The organism is Ruegeria alba, from assembly GCF_022321465.1.
GTDB lineage: Bacteria > Pseudomonadota > Alphaproteobacteria > Rhodobacterales > Rhodobacteraceae > Ruegeria_B > Ruegeria_B alba.
Window position 1 is genome coordinate 57,073 of record NZ_JAKOEM010000022.1, and the last position, 18,952, is coordinate 76,024.

Here is an 18,952-nt window from a genome sequence, read left to right on the forward strand (position 1 = left end):
CGAGCGTCTCGTGACCAAGAAAAACCCCGCCGGCCGGGGCCGACGGAGGGAGTGAGAACCAATCGGGATCGGACGATCAGGCCGCCTGTTTCACGATCAGACTGGGAGAAACGACGTCCAGACCCAGCGCCTCGCCGACCGCGTAATAGGTCAGCTTGCCGGCATGGACGTTCAGACCGTTGAGCAGGTGCACATCGTCGGCGCAGGCCTGTTTCCAGCCCTTGTTGGCCAGCGCCAGCATGAACGGCATGGTGGCATTGCCCAGCGCGATGGTCGAGGTGCGCGCGACCGCGCCCGGCATGTTGGCCACGCAGTAATGCATGATGCCGTCGACCTCGTAGATCGGGTCGGCATGGGTGGTGGCGCGCGAGGTCTCGAAGCAGCCGCCCTGGTCGATGGCCACATCGACCAGCGCCGCACCCGGCTTCATGGTCGACAGTTGCGCGCGGCTGATCAGCTTGGGCGCCGCGGCACCGGGGATCAGGACTGCACCGATGACCATGTCGGCCTCGGACACCAGCTCGGCGGTGTTGCCTTTGGAGGCATACGAGGTCTTGAACTCGCCACGCATGGTGTCGTCAAGATAGCGCAGACGCGGCAGCGACATGTCCAGTACGGTCACATCCGCGCCCATGCCAGCGGCCACACGTGCCGCATGGGTGCCGACAACACCACCGCCGATCACAATAACCTTGGCCGGGCCCACACCGGGTACGCCACCCATCAGCACACCACGGCCACCATTGGCCTTTTGCAGGGTCCAGCTGCCGACCTGCGGCGCCAGCTTGCCGGCAACCTCGGACATCGGGGCCAGCAGCGGCAGGCCGCCATTGCGGTCGGTCACTGTCTCGTAGGCGATGCAGGTCGCGCCCGAGGCCAGCAGGTCATGGGTCTGGTCCGGATCGGGTGCCAGGTGCAGATAGGTGAACAGCAGCTGGTTCTCGCGCAGCATCTTGCGCTCGATGGCCTGCGGCTCCTTGACCTTGACGATCATGTCGGCGGTGGCAAACACCTCTTGCGCGGTGTCGACGATCCGGGCGCCGGCATCGACATAGGCGGCGTTGTCGAACCCGGCACCGGCACCGGCATTGGTTTCGATGATGACCTCATGCCCGTGCGAGACAGCCTCGCGCGCTGCATTCGGGGTCATGCCGACACGGAACTCCTGAGGTTTGATCTCCTTGGGGCATCCGATTTTCATTTCTGCGTCCTCCGTTCGCAATCTGCCCAAATATGTGGCAGATACGGGAAACAATTTCTGTGAAACTCCACTCGCCATTTCGAGAGTTTTCGGGATATTCTTCGAACTCTGAGCCAAGTGTTGCAAAGGATGTGCGCCAATGAGCCTGGACGCGACAGATCGAAAGATTCTCACCGCCCTTCAGGTGAAGGGCCGGATGTCCAATGCCGAACTGTCCGACAAGGCCAACCTGTCACCCTCGGCCTGTCACCGGCGGGTCCAGCGGCTGGAATCCGAGGGCTATATCCGCAACTACGTGGCCCTGCTGGATGCCCGCAAGATGGGCCTGCCCACCACGGTTTTCGTCGAGATCACCCTGCAAGGTCAGGCCGACGAAGTGCTGGACGCCTTTGAAAAAGCGGTGGCCCGCATCCCCGATGTGCTGGAATGCCACCTGATGGCCGGCACGGCGGATTACATCCTGAAGGTGGTGGCCGAAAACACCGAGGATTTCGCCCGCATTCACCGCCAGCACCTCTCCCGCCTGCCGGGGGTGGCGCAGATGCAAAGCTCGTTCGCACTTCGAACCGTCTTCAAGACAACGGCGCTACCGGTCTGAGCATTGCAGCACCCTTGCATCCGCAAGGAGCAGGCGCATATTTGCACCAACAGTGGCCGGTTTTTGATTTCCCGCAACGAAATTGCCATCTGTCTGTGACATGCAAGGGTCATACGCGCCCAGCAAGGGCAGACGGAGCAACTGTATTGAGAGGAGCGCATTTTGACCCATGAATCCGACGACCCCAGCTTGGATTGGCTCGAGGCCGAATTGGAGGATTCGCTGGACGAGGATTTCGAGATCGAATTCAGCGAGCCGATGCTGTCGATGGAAATCCGCCGGATCTACAAGGATCAGCGCCCTGACCTGCTTGACCGGCAGGTCTATTTTCGCAACCTGCTGCGGCTTCAGGCCGAACTGATCAAGTTGCAGGATTGGGTGCAGCATACGAATTCCAAGGTGCTGATCATCATGGAAGGCCGCGACGCGGCCGGTAAAGGCGGGGTGATCAAGCGGATTACCCAGCGGTTGAACCCCCGTGTTGCACGGGTGGTCGCCCTGCCCGCCCCGTCGCGCCGCGAGCAGAGCCAGTGGTATTTCCAGCGCTACGTGCCCTATCTGCCCTCGGGCGGGGAAATGGTGCTGTTCGATCGGTCCTGGTACAACCGTGCCGGGGTCGAGCGGGTGATGGGCTTTGCCACCGAGGATCAGGTCGAACAATTCTTCCAGGACGTTCCCGAATTCGAGCGCATGCTGGTGCGGTCGGGGATCATCCTGCTGAAATACTGGTTCTCGATCACCGACGAGGAACAGCAGCTGCGATTCCTGATGCGGGTGCATGACCCGATGAAACAGTGGAAACTGTCGCCCATGGACCTGGAAAGCCGGATCCGCTGGGAACAGTATACCAAGGCAAAGGAAGAGATGTTCGCGCGCACCAACATCCCCGAGGCGCCTTGGTACATTGTCGAGGGCAACGACAAGAAGCGCGAGCGGCTGAACTGCATCGAGCACCTGTTGTCCAAGATACCCTACGAGGACATCCCGCACGAAAAGGTCACGCTGCCCGACCGCCGTTACAACCCCGACTACGAGCGCCAGGTGCTGCCGGACGAGCTTTACGTTCCAAAGGTGTATTGACCCAGAGCGTTTCATTGCCTCGAATGTCCTTGTCATTTCGCGCCACCGCCACAGGCAGATCGGAGCGATCAAACCGGGAGAACGCGCATGTTTCAGGCAAGCAAGGTGGCCATCGTTGGATTGGCATTTGGGGCATTTCTGGCGCCGGCATTTGCGGCGCCGGCACAAGAGGCTGTGGACCGGACCTTCGAACGGATTGCTGCCGGTGTGAGCCGAGCTGGCCTTGAACCGGTTGTCGATATCGACCACGCACGCCTCGCTGCCGAAGCGGGGGTCGAGATGCCGCCCTCTCGGGTCCAACTGTTCTCGGACGCCGCAGTCAACTCGGCCCTGTTGGCGCAGGACCTCAGCACCGGGCTTGATCTGCCGTTCCGGGCGCTGACCTATGCCGGGGCGGACGCGGTGCAGGTGAGCTATACATCCGCCGATTTCCTGAAACGTCGGTATGGCCTCGACGACACCGAGGCGCTGGCCGCCTTTGATGCCGCGTTGGCCCCTGCGCTTGACGGGTTGGACGGGGTCGAGCCGGTGCCGGTGCCGACCGAGGGTCTGGCCGACGGTTACGGCATTCTCACCCTGCAAAGCGCCCATGACGTACCTGAAACCGTTGCCCGCCTGCGCGCCATCGTCAACGCGCAATCCGATACGGTCTGGTTCGGCGAGGTCGATTTCACCGCCGAGGCGGCGGCGCTTGGCGTCGATCTGCCGCCCGCTGTGCTTCTGCTCTTTGGCGGACCGGCACCCGGTGGCGTTGCCATGGCCAAGTTCCCGTCGATCGGCGTCGACGCCTTTTGCCAGAAACTCTTTGTCCATGCCGCGCCCGAAGGCGGTTCGGTGGTGCTGTTCAACAGTATCGTGGCGCTGGCCGAACTGCACTACGGCACTTCGGCGCCGCCGCATGCGATGCTGGATGAACGGTTGACCGCAACCTTTGCCAAGGCGCTGGAATAGGCTGCGCAGGGGGGCGCTGCCCCCCACGCCTGCGGCGCTCCCCCCGGAGTATTTTGAGCGAAATGAAGAGGCGGGCGCGTTTAGGGGTCGGTGGCGCCCAGCGTTTCGATATTGTCGAGGATGCGCCGCAGATAGGTGGTGAGCGCGTCGACCTCCTCTGGCGTGAAGCCGTCGAGCAGGCGGCGCTGGCGCTCCAGCGCGCTGTCGAGGATACGGCCATGCATCCGGCGCCCAGCCTCGGTCAGGGTCCAGTGGCGGCGCCGTTCGTCGCCGTCTCGGGCCGCCGCCAGCCCCAGCGTTTCCAGACGTCGCAAAGAGCGGCTCACTGCCGCCTTGTCGATGCCGATGGTGCGCGCGGCATGCGAGACCGAGCTGTCCGGCTCGCGCGTCAGCATCACCAGCATGCGCCAGTCCATCGCGCCGATGCCGAATTCGGACCGGTAATGCCGCGCTGCCGCTCGAGTGAACCGGTTACCGGCAAAGGTGAGCAGGACCGTGGGCGAGCGGGTAAAACTGAGCGTTGCGGCGGCGGGGCCATCCGCCGTTCCGTCGGGGTGGACAAGGAACAGGTCGTCGGAAAGGTCGGTGGTCATGGGCTCCTGATCCTGATGCCGTTGCACCGTAATGCGTTTGTGTTGACACGACAACAGGCTCTGCGCAGAGTGATCAAATGTTGACATGACAACAGGGAGTCGCGCCATGTCGGATGCACCCGTCTACGAGATCGACCCGGGCGCCTTCTGGGCCGATCCCTATCCCGATCTGAAACGGATGCGAGCCGAGGCGCCCATCGCCTATGTGCCGCAACTGGGCGCAACGCTGATTACCCGGCGCGATGACATTTTCGAGCAGGAGAAGCGGGTCGAGGTGTTCTCCTCGGACCAGCCGCAGGGGCTGATGACCGTGCTGATGGGCCAGAACATGATGCGCAAGGATGGCGCGGCGCATATGGCCGAGCGCAAGGCGATCTTTCCCACGGTCTCGCCCAAGACGGTGAAACAGGTATGGACCGCGCAGTTCCGCGCTGCCACCGAGCGGGTTCTGGATGATCTGGCCCCGCGCGGCGCCTGCGACCTGGTGCGCGACTATGCCATGCCGGTCTCGGCCGAGGCGCTCAAGGTGATCACCGGGCTGACCAACATGACCGCCGCCGAGATGGATCGGGTCAGTCAGGGCATGATCGACGGCTGCGCCAATTACGCGGGTGATCCAGCGGTCGAGGCGCGCTGTCACGACTGCACCGCCTCGATCGACGCCCATATCGACGCGATGATCCCGGTGCTGGATGCCGCCCCGGACCATTCGCTGCTCTCGGTCCAGCGCCGCGCGGGCCTCAGCGACGCGCAGACCCGCGCCAATATCAAGCTGGCCATATCGGGCGGCCAGAACGAGCCGCGCGACGCCATCGCCGGCACGGCCTGGGCGGCGCTCAGCCACCCGGAGGCGCTGGCCCGGCTGCGGTCGGGCGCCGTACCCTGGCTGCGCGCGTTCGAGGAATATGCCCGCTGGATCTCGCCCATTGGCATGTCGCCGCGCCGGGTGGCACAGCGCGCCACGGTGCAGGGTGTGACACTGGAGCCCGAGGACCGGGTGTTTCTGATGTTCGGATCGGGCAATCGCGACGAAAGCATTTTCACCAATCCAGACCGCTTCGACCTGGATCAGGATATTGCTGCGGCGATCTCTTTTGGCGCCGGGCCGCATTTCTGCGCCGGGGCCTGGGCATCAAAAGCGCTGATCGGAGAAGTGGCGCTGCCGCTCCTCTTCAAGCGGTTACCGGGCCTCGCACTGGATGGCGAGGCCCGGTTCGGCGGCTGGGCCTTCCGAGGTCCGATCACGGTGCCGGTTCGCTGGGAACCGGCACCGCGGGAGGGTTGATCAGAACAGGAAGTCCTGCGCGTCCAGCATGTCCATCTGGACACCGCACAGGGTCAGGCTGTTGCCCGCCGCGTCGGTGATCACCGAGTCGCCATCCACTTCACTAAGGTGGTTGGCCTTGAGATCATCGAAGTCGGCGATGCCATCAGCCTTGCCGAGATCGACAATGTCGGCCTGACCGCGTTCGCCGAAGTCAAAGACGACATCCTTGCCGGTCGAGAAGTGGAAGGTATCCGCCCCTGCGCCGCCCAGCATGTGGTCGTCGCCTTCGCCGCCATCGATCACGTCCTTGCCGCGACCACCGGCTATGAAGTCATCTCCCTTGCCACCGGCGAGCATGTCCTTGCCCCGGCCGCCAAAGAGCATGTCATCGCCGTCACCCCCAGCAAGCTTGTCCTTGCCGTGGCCACCGATCATGATGTCATCGCCCGCATCACCCCAGAAGATGTCCATGCCGCGACTACCGATCATGATATCGTTGCCGCCATTGCCACGGGCCTGTCCGCCGGCCTTATCGGCAATGATCAAATCCGGCCCATCGCCCCCGTCGCAAGCGTTTCCGGGTTCCGGCGTCGGCTCGGGTTCCGGCGTCGGCTCGGGCTCCGGCGCCGGCTCGGGGGTCGGCTCCGGCTCGGGCGTCGGCTCCGGCTCGGGCGTCGGCTCCGGCTCGGGCGTCGGCTCCGGCTCGGGCGTCGGCTCTGGCTCGGGCGTCGGTTCAGGCGTCGGTTCAGGCGTCGGTTCGGGCGCGGGCGTCGGCGCACCTGTATCCAATTCCACCTCGGCATCGGTACGCGCGAAATTCTGGGTTACCATGACGGCGTCATAGCCTTCGAATTCACCGCGCTCGATTCCAATCCCCACCAGCGTCACGTCGGGGTTAAGGATGTTGGCCCGGTGACCAGGGCTGTTCATCAGCGAATCGTGCAGGTTCTGCACATCATCCGACAGGCCCGGCGCGCCGCGCTCGCTCTGCCAGGCGATATTCTCGGCCCAGATCGAGTTGCCTTCGAACTTGAACCCGGTCTTCTCGATACGATCCCCCGGCGAGCTGCCATTGACGCCGGTATGCGAGAACACATCACGGTCCAGCATCCACTGGCTGTGATCCTCGGAAGCGTCGTTGAGCTTGAGTTCGAGCTGGACGGGGTTCAATCCCCGCGATGTCCGCTCGTCATTGATAAGTTCCAGCATTTCTCTTTCGAGAGTACTTGCCTGTGACATGGTCAAAAGTCCTGTTGCTGTGTTGAGTGGCTACGTCTTGGCGCAGGAGCGCGCGGCGGCATAGACGGACAGCTTCCAAGGGGGATTCGCGGCGCCGCCTTGCCAGAGGATGCCGATCCGCTGCGCGGGAAGGTGCACGGCCAACACCCCGTATCCGGCCCCGGCGGAGCGTCGCGCGCGCACGACCCTGTGTTCGGCAGAAAACCGGCTCCGGCGGCCAGGACGGGGCCGGTTCGCGACCCTCCTGTCGCCCCGCGACAAGACCGACGATTCGATCTGGGGCGTGATGACGGTAGCCTCAGGAGACATGCACGATGACCGCCGCCGATCCGAATCTCTCCGCGGGGGCGGACCAGCCCGAGGGCGCGACCACGCTGAGAGGTATCCTGTTCCTGCTGCTCGCCACCACGATCTTTCCGATCCAGGACGTGATCATCAAGAGCCTCAGCAACGATTTCGCAGTGCATCAGATCGTGTTCTGGCGCTCGGTCTTTGCCCTGCCGGTTGCGCTTGCGATGGCCCGTTACGAAGGCGCGCCCTGGCCACTCAAGATCGGGTCGTGGCCGTTGCAACTGACCCGTGCGGTGGCGGCGTTTTCCTCCTATCTCGTCTATTACATGGCGCTGGCCGCCATCGGTCTGGCCGAGACCGCCGCCATTACCTTCTCCACCCCCATCTTTGTCACCCTGTTGGCGGCGGTGTTCCTGGGCGAGCGGATCGGCATCTGGCGCTGGCTGGCGGTGCTTCTCGGCATGGCGGGGGTGCTGGTGATCGTGCAACCGGGGGCGGCGGTGTTCGAACCGGCGGCGTTGCTGGCACTGGCGGCGGCGCTGTTCTATGCCGTCTCGATCATCGCCACCCGGCGACTGGGCAACCGCACCAATGGTGGCACCATGACGCTGGTGACCCTGCTGGTCTATATCGTCGGCGGCACCGTGCTGGGGCTGGTGTTCTCGGGACTCGAGACTGCCTCGCCGCACCCGAGCCTTGCCTTCCTCTACCGCGACTGGATCGCGCCCGCGCCGATGGACTGGCTGGCGCTGGCGGCGTTGGGGGTGACATCGGGCATCGGCTTCTTCGCGCTCAGCCAGGCCTATCGCATGGCCGAGGCCAGCGTCGTCACCCCGTTCGAATACACCTACCTGCCCTGGGCGGTGCTATGGGGCTATGTGGTGTTCGGGGTGCTGCCGGTGATGTCCACCTGGATCGGGCTCTTGCTGATCGTTGGCTCGGGCCTTCTGATCCTGTTCCGCGAGACGATGCGCGGTCGCCGCATCGTCCGCCGGCGCGGCCTCGGCGTCATGCGTCAGCGATAGGCGCACCGCGCGCGGTCAGCCACCAGGTCTCCAGCCTGCCGATCCCCTTGATCTCGACCGCCCCGCGCGGTTCGAAGTCATAGGCGTCCTTCAGCGCCTCACGCGCGGCGGCGGTGACCTGGATACGGCCAGGCTGGCCGTGGCTTTCCATTCGGCTGGCGGTGTTCACCGTGTCGCCCCAGACGTCGTAGAACAGCTTCTGGTGCCCGATCACGCCCGCGACCACGGGGCCGGCGTGCAGGCCGATGCGGATCTCGATCGCCTCGCCGATCTCATCCGATAGGGCGCGCAGGGCATCCAGCATGTCGAACGCCATTTCGGCCACCCGATGAACGGGGCGGTCGACCGGCTGGGGCAGACCGGCAGCGACCATGTAGGCATCGCCGATGGTCTTGATCTTCTCCAGCCCGTGTTTGGCGGCCAGTTCGTCGAAGGTCGAGAAGATACGGTTGAGGAAGCTCACCAGCTCCTCGGGTGCCATCCGGGCCGAGCGCGGGGTGAAGTCCACGATATCGGCAAACAGGATCGCGGTGTGATCTAGGCTGTCGGCGATGGTCTGGTCGGGCGCGTCCTTGAGCCGCGCGGCGATCTCGGTGGGGAGGAGGTTGTAGAGCAGGGCCTCGGAGCGGGCATGTTCGGCTTCGAGCGCGTCTTCGGCGGTTTCGGCGCGGGAAAGACTTATGTGTCCAATGGTTAGTATTATTGACGCCGTAGTGGCGAGGACGCCAATCAACAAGATTGTTTGTGCAAAAGCTTCTCGGGCGGGTAGAAGAGCGGCTTCTTCCAGAAAGACAAAGCAGCCCAATAACGTCCCAACTAAGATCGCAGTGAGCGCGATGGACAATCGAAGTCTTGTTGTTCCTAAGCCCAAATTCATAACCGATGGGCCAGTCAGCATGAATAGCTGAATACCCGAGTCTGCACCTAGCAGGTAAGTCAAAAGCGGGTAATGCACACAGCTGGAGGCCGTGGACAGTACAGCCATCCGTGCCGGGCTCTTTGCATAGATAAAGGGGCCTTGCAGAAACGACGCTCCAAAGGTGGCGCTTACGATTGCCGCCGGCCACAGCATAAGATCAATCATAAGGTACGCCGCAGCGAAAAGGTAAGCGTTCATGAATGCCAGAAGGCTGAAAAGGTTCACAGCATATTGCGCGCGCTTCTGCCTTCGTTCGTGTTTGTTCATTCCTGCCAGCCCATACTCAAGATACCACGCCAGCCAGCGCGGCAATCGGGATGTGAACTCGGGTTGAACCTCCGCCAAATCCGGCGCCTCCTTGATCGAATGCGCCCAGCCTAGCCCAATCTCGCGCGGCGAGTCAGGTCCTTTGCACCAGCCACCAGGTCTCCAGCCTGCCGATCCCCTTGATCTCGACCGCCCCGCGCGGGTCGAAATCGTAGGCGTTCTTCAGCGCCTCACGCGCGGCAGCGGTGACCTGAATACGACCAGGCTGGCCGTGGCTTTCCATCCGGCTGGCGGTGTTCACCGTGTCGCCCCAGACGTCGTAGAACAGCTTCTGGTGCCCGATCACGCCCGCGACCACGGGGCCAGCGTGCAGTCCGATGCGGATGTCGATGGGGTCGTTCAGTTCAGCGGAGAGGTCCCTCAGGGCATCCAGCATGTCGAACGCCATTTCGGCCACCCGATGAACGGGGCGGTCGATCGGGTGAGGCAGACCGGCTGCGACCATGTAGGCATCGCCGATGGTCTTGATCTTTTCCAGCCCGTGTTTCGCGGCCAGTTCGTCGAAGGTAGAGAAGATGCGGTTGAGGAAGCTCACCAAGTCCTCGGGTGTCATCCGGGCCGAGCGCGGGGTGAAATCGACGATATCGGCAAAAAGGATCGCGGTGTGGTCGAGGCTGTCGGCGATGGTCTGGTCGGGGGCGTCCTTGAGGCGGGCGGCGATCTCGGTGGGGAGCAGGTTGTAGAGCAGGGCCTCGGAGCGGGCATGTTCGGCTTCGAGCGCGTCTTCGGCGCGCTCGGCGCGCTGAAACGCGACATATCCGAACGCCAGAATGAGCAGGCCGACCCAAATGACTGAAGTTGACATCAGCAGCGCCTGTAGAATTGGCTGCTGTGCCGCTTGAAGAGCTGGCGCGCCGAAACAGAACACACTTAACAGGATGGCTACGATTCCAATCAGTGTCGTCGAAAAAAGATGAATCGGTTTTCCGGGTCCAAGAACTGCAAGCCAGATTGCGGGTATCAGCAGAAGGTAAAGGTAAAGCCCTGTTTCAGTCCCGACCAGGTAAGTCTGAAACGAAAAGGCAGCGCAGGAAAACACCGTGCTGAGCGCAATTGTTGCATTTGGGTAGCGATTGAAGGCAAACGGCAGAATGAAGAACTGCACTCCCAAGGCCACCGCTACCGCACAAGTTGGCCATAGTTCCGGGTCATAGAGGAAAAAGCCGCCAGAATAGAGAACAGACGTGAGAACCGACAAAGCCATTATCACATTGCCCGTGAATTGCCGTCGCTGATCACGCTTTGTTTTTCCTTCAACCCCATACTCAAGATACCACGCCAGCCAGCGCGGCAATCGCGATGTGAACTCGGGTTGAACCTCTGCCAAATCCGGCGCCTCCTTGATCGAATGCGCCCAGCCTAGCCCAATCTCGCGCGGCGAGTCAGGTCCTTTGCGCCAGCCACCAGGTCTCCAGCCTGCCGATCCCCTTGATCTCGACCGCCCCGCGCGGTTCGAAGTCATAGGCGTCCTTCAGCGCCTCACGCGCGGCGGCGGTGACCTGGATACGGCCAGGCTGGCCGTGGCTTTCCATTCGGCTGGCGGTGTTCACCGTGTCGCCCCAGACGTCGTAGAACAGCTTCTGGTGCCCGATCACGCCCGCGACCACGGGGCCGGCGTGCAGGCCGATGCGGATCTCGATCGCCTCGCCGATCTCATCCGATAGGGCGCGCAGGGCGGCAAGCATGTCGAACGCCATTTCGGCCACCCGATGAACGGGGCGGTCAACGGGCTGGGGCAGGCCGGCGGCGACCATGTAGGCGTCGCCGATGGTCTTGATCTTTTCCAGCCCGTGTTTCGCGGCCAGTTCGTCGAAGGTCGAGAAGATACGGTTGAGGAAGCTCACCAGTTCCTTGGGCGCCATCCGGGCCGAGCGCGGGGTGAAATCGACGATATCGGCAAACAGGATCGCGGTGTGGTCGAGGCTGTCGGCGATGGTCTGATCGGGCGCGTCCTTGAGCCGTCCGGCGATCTCTGTCGGGAGCAGGTTGTAGAGCAGGGCCTCGGAGCGGGCGTGTTCGGCTTCGAGCGCGTCTTCGGCGGTTTCGGCTTGAAGAAAAGCGACATAAGCGACCGCTATTGAAAGTATGCACGTCCCAAAAACAGAAAGAATGATCAATGTGGTCTGCAGGCTCTTTGAATTGCCTGCTGCAAGTGCCGGTTCCCCATTGATGAGAAGAATCGCTACAATAGTGCCAGAGCAAATGACTACAGCTGTGGTTAGGTGCGTGCGCCACGCTGGTCCGAGAACCACAAGTATTGCGCCGGGAACGATCAAGAGAAAAAAGTATAGGCCAGACCCCGATCCAAGAAGATAGGTGAGCCAAAAGAAAAAGCCGCACGACCCCAATACGACGTAAAGCAAGGTCAGTGTTTTAGGCAGAGCATGAAAAACAGCGGGCAAACTGAGGTAAAAAAATGTAACAAGGCTGGCGACGAAAGCAGCTGGCCAGAGACGCCAGTCAAAAAGCAAATAACCAGCTACGAAGGCCGATGTATTTAAACCTCCGGTAAGTGAAATAACGTTCAGAGCAAAGTGTTTGCGCCGCTGACGCTTTCCTTCCCCCTCCAGCCCATACTCAAGATACCACGCCAGCCAGCGCGGCAATCGCGATGTGAACTCGGGTTGAACCTCCGCCAAATCCGGCGCCTCCTTGATCGAATGCGCCCAGCCTAGCCCAATCTCGCGCGGCGCGTCAGGTCTTTTGCACCAGCGACGACGCGGCAAGAGCGGCTGAAATGTGATGCCGGAGCCTGTACAAAACGGTCAAAACCCCAAAAAACGACAAACCCCCGAGGCCGGGCCACGGGGGTCGTCAAATAGTGTCATCCAAAGCCGGACGAGAGCGAATGCCTTAGAGCATGCCTTCGCGCTGTGCTTTCTTGCGTGCCAGTTTACGGGCACGGCGGATCGCTTCAGCCTTCTCGCGCGCTTTTTTCTCGGACGGCTTCTCGAAATGTTGCTTGAGCTTCATCTCGCGGAAGACACCCTCACGCTGCAGCTTTTTCTTCAGGGCACGAAGCGCCTGATCGACGTTGTTGTCGCGAACACTAACCTGCATGTGGTTTTCACCACCTTTCTAAGTTGAGTTGCAAGGATTTGCAGGAGCCCGCCGTATAGCAAAGCGGGACCAAGTTGTCTAGATAGGGATCAGAACAAGGAGATCACCCATGTCCCTGACCTATGAAGAGGCCCGGAACCGCCTGCTGGATGCGGCGCTGGCCCATGTCGCCTTTGACGGCTGGACCGAGGAAACCTTTCGTGCGGCGGTCGCCGATGCCGGGCTGGACATGGATTTCGCCCGCGCCATCTGCCCGCGTGGGGCGGTCGATCTGGCGCTGGCCTATCATGCGCGGGGCGATGCGGCGATGCTGGAGCGGTTGGCCTCCGAAGATCTTTCGGACCTCCGATTCCGCGACCGGATTGCGGCGGCGGTGCGGTTCCGGCTTGAGGCGGTCGAGGACAAAGAGGCGGTGCGCCGTGGTGTGACCCTCTTTGCCCTGCCCGCCCATGCGAGCGAAGGGGCAAAGGCGATCTGGCAGACCTGCGATGCGATCTGGACCGCGTTGGGCGATACCTCGGACGACGTGAACTGGTATACCAAACGTGCCACGCTATCGGCGGTCTATTCGGCGACCGTGCTCTATTGGTTGGGGGATGAGAGCCCGGCGCACGAGGCGACTTGGGAATTCCTCGACCGGCGCATCGACAATGTGATGCAGTTCGAAAAGTTTAAGGCGGATGTGCAGAAGAACCCGCTGTTGAAACCGTTTCTGGCTGGTCCCAACTGGTTGGCCTCGCAGATGCGGGCGCCACGGGCCAAGGATGGTCTGCCCGGCTCGCTGGGCTGACGCGCGAAGAACGCCCGCAAGCGCTTGATGAGCGCACGGCCGCGATGATTGCAAATAGCAAACTACAGGAGTTTCCATGTCCCAGCAGATGCGTGCGGTTGAAATCAGCAAGCCCGGCGGGCCCGAGGTTCTGCAGCTGACCCAGCGCCCGCGGCCCGAACCGGGCCACGGCCAGGTGGTGATAAGGGTCGCCTATGCCGGCGTGAACCGGCCCGACGCGTTGCAGCGGGCGGGGGCCTATGATCCGCCACCCGGTGCCAGCGACCTGCCCGGGCTGGAATGTTCGGGCGAGGTGATCGCCGTGGGTCCCGGCGCCGAAGATGTCGCCGTGGGCGACAAGGTCTGCGCGCTGCTGCCCGGCGGTGGCTATGCCGACTATGTGGTCACGCCCGCCGCCCATTGCCTGCCGGTGCCGCAAGGCATGGCCCTGCGCGAGGCGGCCTGCCTGCCCGAGACCTATTTCACCGTCTGGTCCAATGTGTTTACCCGTGGCGGGCTCAAGGCGGGCGAGCGGTTTCTGGTGCATGGCGGGTCCAGCGGGATCGGCACGACCGCGATTCAGCTGGCACATGCCTTTGGCGCGCGGGTCTTTGCCACGGCCGGATCGGATGACAAATGTCGCGCCTGCCTGGACCTGGGTGCCGAACGGGCAATCAATTATCGCGACGAGGACTTCGTCAAGGTGATGCGGGCCGAGGGTGGCGCCGATCTGATCCTCGACATGGTGGGCGGCGATTATATTCCTCGCAATGTCAAGGCGTTGGCCGAGGATGGACGGCTGGTGCAGATCGCTTTCCTTCAGGGGCCTGTGGTCGAGCTGAACTTTGCCCTGATGATGGTCAAGCGGTTGACCCTGACCGGCAGCACATTGCGTCCGCAAAGCGATCTGGCCAAGGCGGATATCGCCCGCGACCTGCGCGAGGCGGTCTGGCCGCTGCTTGACGCGGGGCGAGTTGCACCGGTCATGGACAGCGAGTTCGACCTGAGCGAGGCCGCCGCCGCCCATGCGCGGATGGAAAGTTCGGGCCATATCGGCAAGATCGTTCTCAAGGTCGCCTGAAACCCCGCCCGTCCGGCTTGTCCCGGCGGGCGCGCCTGCTAGGGTTATTCCCAACGAGGGAGGACCCAGATGAGCGAGACGGCAAAAACCGTGGTGATCGAGGCCTTTGGCGGCCCCGAGGTTCTGCAATTGCGTGACCTGCCCGTGGGGGATCCGGGGCCGGGAGAATTGCGTATCCGGCATCATGCCTGCGGGCTGAACTTTATCGACGTCTATCAGCGCACGGGGCTATATCCCTTGGCGCTTCCCCATGCGCTAGGGATGGAGGCGGCCGGTGTGGTCGAGGCGGTGGGCGAGGGGGTCACTCATCTGAAACCGGGCGACCGGGCCGCTTATGCCGCCACCCCTCCGGGGGCCTATACCGAGGCGCGGGTGATGCCGGCGGCGCAGGTCTGCCCGCTGCCTGACGAGATCTCCTTCGATCAGGCGGCCGCGATGATGCTCAAGGGGTTGACGGTCGACTACCTCTTCCATCGCACCACGCCTTTGTCGCGGGGCGATACCGTGCTGTTCCATGCGGCGGCGGGCGGCGTTGGCCTGATCGCCTGCCAATGGGCCAAATCCGAAGGCATCACCCTGATCGGCACAGCGGGCAGCGACGAGAAATGCGCGCTGGCCAAGGCGCATGGCGCGACGCATGTCATCAATTACCGGACCGAGAATTTCACCGATCGGGTACGAGAGCTGACCGGTGGCAAGGGTGTCGACGTGGTGATGGATTCGATCGGCGCGGACACGTTCGAAGGGTCGCTGGACTGCCTCAAGCCACTGGGCATGATGATTTCCTTTGGCAATGCCTCGGGGCCGGTGCCGCCAATCAGCATTGGTATCCTTGGTCAAAAGGGCAGTCTGAAGATCACCCGCCCGACGCTCTTTACCCATATTGCCGACCATGCCGCCTGTCAGGCGATGGCGCGGCGTCTGTTTGGCAAGGTGACGGGCGGCGAGGTCAAGATCCGGATCGACCAGCGTTTCCCGCTGGATCGGGTGGCCGATGCCCATCGCGCACTTGAAGCGCGCCAGACCACCGGCAGCACCATTCTGGAACTGTAAGCCATACGTGATAATCCTTGCGCCGCCCCATCCGGCGGGGCAAGGAAGTGGCATGGATCAGCTTGACCGTCAGATCGTCGCGGCGCTGCAACACAATGCGCGCGAATCGACCACCAAGATCGCCGCGCGCCTGGGCGTGGCCCGCACCACCGTGCACGAACGCATCACCCGGATGGAGGCGCGCGGCGTGATCGCGGGCTATTCCGTGGTGCTGCGCGAACCCCAGGATGAAAGCAAGGTTCAGGTCGTCGTGCTGCTGGAAGTGCAGCAGAAAGAGACCACGCGCATCGTCAAGCGGCTCGAATCCTATCCCGAGATCAAACTCTGCCTGTCGATCAATGGCGAATACGACCTGCTGCTCTCGGCCGAGGCGCCCAGGATCGAGGATCTGGACATTCTGGTCGACGAAGTTGGGGCCATTCCCGGCATCTTGCGCACAAATACATTTGTGGTCTTTGGGCGGCGGATTGATCGAACCTGACATAATGTCAAGAAACCCGTCATAACAACGGATATCCGAGTCGTTTCGACACTCTGCTCCCTACAGATCGAACAGCCGCCACGCCATCCTGATGTCAGTATCAAGGAGACGTGCCATGCGCTGGAATATTTGTGTCGTCGGGGCCGGGAAGATCGGCCAGATGATCGCCGCTTTGCTCAAGACTTCATCCCATTACTCGGTCACCGTGGCAGATCATGATCTGGCCGCGCTGGCGGTGCTGAATCGGATGGGGGTTGCCACCAAACAGGTGGATGCCAAGGATGAGGCCGGGCTGGCCAAGGCGCTGGGCGGGTTCGATGCAGTGATTTCGGCCGCACCGTTCTTTCTGACGCCGGTCATCGCCAAGGCGGCCAAGGTCGCTGGCGCCCATTACTTCGACCTGACCGAGGATGTGGCCGCAACAAACGCAGTGCGCGCCCTGGCCGAGGACAGCCAGACCGCGTTCATGCCGCAATGCGGATTGGCGCCGGGCTTTGTCGGCATCGCCGGGGCGGCGCTGGCGGCTGAATTCGACGAGATCGACAGCCTGCATATGCGGGTGGGGGCGCTGCCGCTCTATCCGACCAATGCGCTGAAATACAATCTGACCTGGTCCACCGACGGGCTGATCAACGAATACTGCAACCCTTGCGATGCCATCGTGAATGGCCAGCTGGTCAAGACCGCGCCGCTGGAGGATTACGAGATCCTCGGCCATGACGGGGTGGAGTACGAATGCTTCAACACCTCGGGAGGGCTGGGCACGCTGCCCGAGACGCTGGACGGCAAGGCGCGCGCGGTCTCGTACCGCTCGATCCGCTATCCGGGTCACCGCGATATTCTGCGCCTGCTGCTGAACGATCTGGGTCTGGAGCGTCGCCGCGACCTGCTCAAGGACATTTTCGAAACGGCGCTGCCGCGCACCGATCAGGACGTGGTGCTGGTCTATTGCACCGCCAAGGGGCGGATCGGCGGCCAGCTGCGTGAAAAGAGCCTTATCAACAAGTCCTATTCCCGCGTCGTCGACGGCCAGGTCTGGAGCGCGATCCAGATCACCACCGCCGCCGGTGTGCTGGGCGTGGTCGACCTGATGCGAAGCGGAACGCTGCCCGCCAAGGGGTTTGTCCGGCAGGAACAGGTCAAATTCGCCGATTTTCTCGAAACCGAATTCGGCCGCCTGTATCGGGCGGGCGATCTGACTGCACAGAACAAGGCTGCTTGAAACATGAAAGATATCGTCATGACCGCTGAAACCGTATTGCAGCAACTGGGCCTTGGTGCCGCCGATCTGACCGGGGGCAGCATCCGCGTCGCCTCTCCGATTGATGGCCGTGTTCTGGGCGAGGTGCACGAAACGCCGTTGTCCGAAATGGGTGCTGTGCTGGACCGGGCTAAATCGGCCTTCAAGATCTGGCGCAGTGTACCCGCGCCGCGTCGGGGTGAGTTGATCCGCCTGCTGGGCGAAGAACTGCGTGCCTCGAAAGAGGCGCTGGGCGCGCTGGTCAGTTGGGAGGCGGGCAAGATCACCTCCGAAGGGTTGGGCGAAGTGCAGGAGATGATCGACATCTGCGATTTCGCCGTCGGCCTGTCGCGGCAGCTTTACGGGCTGACCATCGCCAGCGAGCGTCCGGGTCACCGGATGATGGAAACCTGGCATCCGGCCGGACCGGTCGGCGTGATCTCGGCCTTCAACTTTCCCGTTGCCGTCTGGTCCTGGAATGCAGCGCTGGCGATTGTCTGCGGCGATCCGGTGATCTGGAAGCCGTCGGAAAAGACCCCGCTGACGGCGCTCGCCTGTCAGAAGATCTTTGACAGGGCGGTCGCACGGTTCGGCGATGCGCCCGAGAGGCTGTTGCAGACCCTGATCGGTGGGGCCGATCTGGGCAAGGCATTGGTCGAGAGCGAGGACGTGCCGATCATCTCGGCCACCGGTTCGACGCGCATGGGTCGTGCCGTGGCGCCCATTGTGGCGGCACGGTTCGGCAAGTGCATTCTGGAGCTGGGCGGCAACAATGCGATGATCGTTGGCCCCTCGGCCGATCTGGAAATGGCGGTTCGCGCCATCGTGTTCTCGGCGGTGGGAACCGCGGGTCAGCGCTGTACCACGCTGCGCCGCTTGATCGCGCATAACTCGATCAAGGACGAGTTGGTCGCGCGTTTGAAGAAGGCTTATGCAGGTTTGCCGATCGGCAACCCGCTGACCGAAGGCACGTTGATTGGGCCGCTGGTGGATGAGGCATCTGGCAACGCGATGACTGCGGCGCTGAAATTGGCCCAGGCTGAAGGCGGTGTTGTCTTTGGCGGCGCGCGTGTCACCGAGGGCATGCCTGCGGGTGGTGTCTACATGCAACCCGCGATCGTCGAAATGCCGGGACAGAGCGCCACCGTAAAGACCGAGACCTTTGCGCCGATCCTTTATGTGATGGGTTATGATAGTTTCGAAGAGGCGATTCATATCCAGAACGACGTCCCTCAGGGCCTCAGCTCTTGTGTATTCACACTGAACATGCGCGAAGCTGAGCAGTTCCTGTCGGCGGCGGGTTCGGATTGCGGCATTGCCAATGTGAACATCGGCCCCTCAGGGGCCGAAATCGGCGGAGCTTTCGGCGGTGAAAAGGAAACTGGTGGCGGTCGAGAGAGTGGCTCGGACGCGTGGAAAGCTTATATGCGCCGACAAACAAATACCGTGAACTATTCCGCTGACCTGCCGCTTGCTCAGGGCGTGAAGTTCGACATCTAATTCTGAATGACCCCGGCCCCGCCTAAGGGCGGGGCCGGGGAGCAGGCGGTCACGCTTCGCCGGTAGGATTGGCGAGGCCCCGAATAGCGGTTGCTTGGACTATTTCGAAACGGTGAGCCTGCAGCTACTCGTTCTCCTAGGCTCGAAGGCCATAAAGTATAATTAAATCAGACATATAGATTGTTTTTCAATTTTTTTCTATTTTTGTATTTTTGTGCTTGCGACTCTTTTTGGTTGGGCCTAGAACCCCCTTCACCGGCGGCGCTGAGGTGCTGCG

18 protein-coding genes are annotated in these 18,952 nt (G+C 62.4%); 11 read left to right on the forward strand and 7 right to left on the reverse strand.

Going from position 1 to position 18,952, the window contains the following annotated elements:
- Nucleotides 1-76: 76 nt before the first annotated feature.
- Nucleotides 77-1,201 (reverse strand): alanine dehydrogenase, encoded by a 1,125-nt coding sequence (ald, locus tag MB818_RS18560; protein WP_234178040.1) that lies wholly within the window; start codon nucleotides 1,199-1,201, stop codon nucleotides 77-79.
- 139 nt (nucleotides 1,202-1,340) lie between these two features.
- Between ald and MB818_RS18565 the strand changes: the two genes are divergently transcribed.
- The 3 genes from MB818_RS18565 (at nucleotide 1,341) to MB818_RS18575 (ending at nucleotide 3,830) form a co-directional block, all read left to right on the forward strand.
- The gene (locus MB818_RS18565; RefSeq protein ID WP_234140414.1) at nucleotides 1,341-1,799 is read left to right on the forward strand and encodes an Lrp/AsnC family transcriptional regulator; all 459 of its coding nucleotides are present in this window, start codon (nucleotides 1,341-1,343) and stop codon (nucleotides 1,797-1,799) included.
- A 162-nt stretch (nucleotides 1,800-1,961) separates the two neighbouring features.
- Nucleotides 1,962-2,879: a polyphosphate kinase 2 gene (gene ppk2 / locus MB818_RS18570; protein WP_234140417.1), complete on the forward strand. Its 918-nt coding sequence runs from the start codon at nucleotides 1,962-1,964 to the stop codon at nucleotides 2,877-2,879.
- Between the two features lie 87 nt (nucleotides 2,880-2,966).
- On the forward strand, nucleotides 2,967-3,830 hold the full coding sequence (locus MB818_RS18575) for a DUF302 domain-containing protein (RefSeq protein ID WP_234140420.1): 864 nt from the start codon (nucleotides 2,967-2,969) through the stop codon (nucleotides 3,828-3,830).
- 80 nt (nucleotides 3,831-3,910) lie between these two features.
- Here the strand turns inward: MB818_RS18575 and MB818_RS18580 are convergent, their stop codons facing one another.
- A complete protein-coding gene (locus MB818_RS18580; RefSeq protein ID WP_238906007.1) occupies nucleotides 3,911-4,423 on the reverse strand; it encodes a MarR family winged helix-turn-helix transcriptional regulator in 513 nt (170 codons plus the stop codon).
- Between the two features lie 106 nt (nucleotides 4,424-4,529).
- On the opposite strand from MB818_RS18580, the gene MB818_RS18585 reads away from it, so the two are divergent.
- Nucleotides 4,530-5,708 carry a cytochrome P450 gene (locus MB818_RS18585; protein ID WP_238906008.1) on the forward strand — a complete coding sequence of 393 codons (1,179 nt, stop codon included), beginning with the start codon at nucleotides 4,530-4,532 and terminating at the stop codon, nucleotides 5,706-5,708.
- Here MB818_RS18585 and MB818_RS18590 read toward each other — a convergent pair whose 3' ends face one another.
- The gene (locus tag MB818_RS18590; RefSeq protein WP_238906010.1) at nucleotides 5,709-6,899 is read right to left on the reverse strand and encodes a CAP domain-containing protein; all 1,191 of its coding nucleotides are present in this window, start codon (nucleotides 6,897-6,899) and stop codon (nucleotides 5,709-5,711) included.
- 344 nt (nucleotides 6,900-7,243) lie between these two features.
- Between MB818_RS18590 and MB818_RS18595 the strand changes: the two genes are divergently transcribed.
- Nucleotides 7,244-8,245, forward strand: coding sequence for a DMT family transporter (locus tag MB818_RS18595; RefSeq protein ID WP_234164917.1), 1,002 nt, complete (start codon nucleotides 7,244-7,246; stop codon nucleotides 8,243-8,245).
- Here MB818_RS18595 and MB818_RS22090 read toward each other — a convergent pair.
- The 4 genes from MB818_RS22090 to rpsU all read right to left on the reverse strand — a co-directional run bounded on the left by MB818_RS22090 (nucleotide 8,229) and on the right by rpsU (nucleotide 12,551).
- Nucleotides 8,229-9,431: an adenylate/guanylate cyclase domain-containing protein gene (locus MB818_RS22090; RefSeq protein WP_369426340.1), complete on the reverse strand. Its 1,203-nt coding sequence runs from the start codon at nucleotides 9,429-9,431 to the stop codon at nucleotides 8,229-8,231. The genes MB818_RS18595 and MB818_RS22090 overlap by 17 nt on opposite strands.
- A gap of 133 nt (nucleotides 9,432-9,564) precedes the next feature.
- The gene (locus MB818_RS18605; RefSeq protein ID WP_238906014.1) at nucleotides 9,565-10,785 is read right to left on the reverse strand and encodes an adenylate/guanylate cyclase domain-containing protein; all 1,221 of its coding nucleotides are present in this window, start codon (nucleotides 10,783-10,785) and stop codon (nucleotides 9,565-9,567) included.
- An 88-nt stretch (nucleotides 10,786-10,873) separates the two neighbouring features.
- Nucleotides 10,874-12,217 (reverse strand): adenylate/guanylate cyclase domain-containing protein, encoded by a 1,344-nt coding sequence (locus tag MB818_RS22095; protein ID WP_369426339.1) that lies wholly within the window; start codon nucleotides 12,215-12,217, stop codon nucleotides 10,874-10,876.
- Nucleotides 12,218-12,344: 127 nt separating this feature from the next.
- Nucleotides 12,345-12,551: a 30S ribosomal protein S21 gene (gene rpsU, locus MB818_RS18615; protein ID WP_008207378.1), complete on the reverse strand. Its 207-nt coding sequence runs from the start codon at nucleotides 12,549-12,551 to the stop codon at nucleotides 12,345-12,347.
- Between the two features lie 109 nt (nucleotides 12,552-12,660).
- Between rpsU and MB818_RS18620 the strand changes: the two genes are divergently transcribed.
- The 6 genes from MB818_RS18620 to amaB all read left to right on the forward strand — a co-directional run bounded on the left by MB818_RS18620 (nucleotide 12,661) and on the right by amaB (nucleotide 18,675).
- Entirely contained in the window at nucleotides 12,661-13,341 is a 681-nt protein-coding gene (locus MB818_RS18620) for a COQ9 family protein (protein WP_234217574.1), read from the forward strand.
- Between the two features lie 76 nt (nucleotides 13,342-13,417).
- Nucleotides 13,418-14,401 carry an NAD(P)H-quinone oxidoreductase gene (locus MB818_RS18625; RefSeq protein WP_234217573.1) on the forward strand — a complete coding sequence of 328 codons (984 nt, stop codon included), beginning with the start codon at nucleotides 13,418-13,420 and terminating at the stop codon, nucleotides 14,399-14,401.
- Nucleotides 14,402-14,470: 69 nt separating this feature from the next.
- Entirely contained in the window at nucleotides 14,471-15,454 is a 984-nt protein-coding gene (locus MB818_RS18630) for a quinone oxidoreductase family protein (RefSeq protein ID WP_234140437.1), read from the forward strand.
- 52 nt (nucleotides 15,455-15,506) lie between these two features.
- Entirely contained in the window at nucleotides 15,507-15,935 is a 429-nt protein-coding gene (locus tag MB818_RS18635) for an Lrp/AsnC family transcriptional regulator (protein ID WP_234140441.1), read from the forward strand.
- Nucleotides 15,936-16,050: 115 nt separating this feature from the next.
- Nucleotides 16,051-17,157: a saccharopine dehydrogenase family protein gene (locus MB818_RS18640; RefSeq protein WP_238906018.1), complete on the forward strand. Its 1,107-nt coding sequence runs from the start codon at nucleotides 16,051-16,053 to the stop codon at nucleotides 17,155-17,157.
- Nucleotides 17,158-17,160: 3 nt separating this feature from the next.
- Nucleotides 17,161-18,675 (forward strand): L-piperidine-6-carboxylate dehydrogenase, encoded by a 1,515-nt coding sequence (gene amaB / locus MB818_RS18645; protein WP_238906019.1) that lies wholly within the window; start codon nucleotides 17,161-17,163, stop codon nucleotides 18,673-18,675.
- Nucleotides 18,676-18,952: the final 277 nt, after the last annotated feature.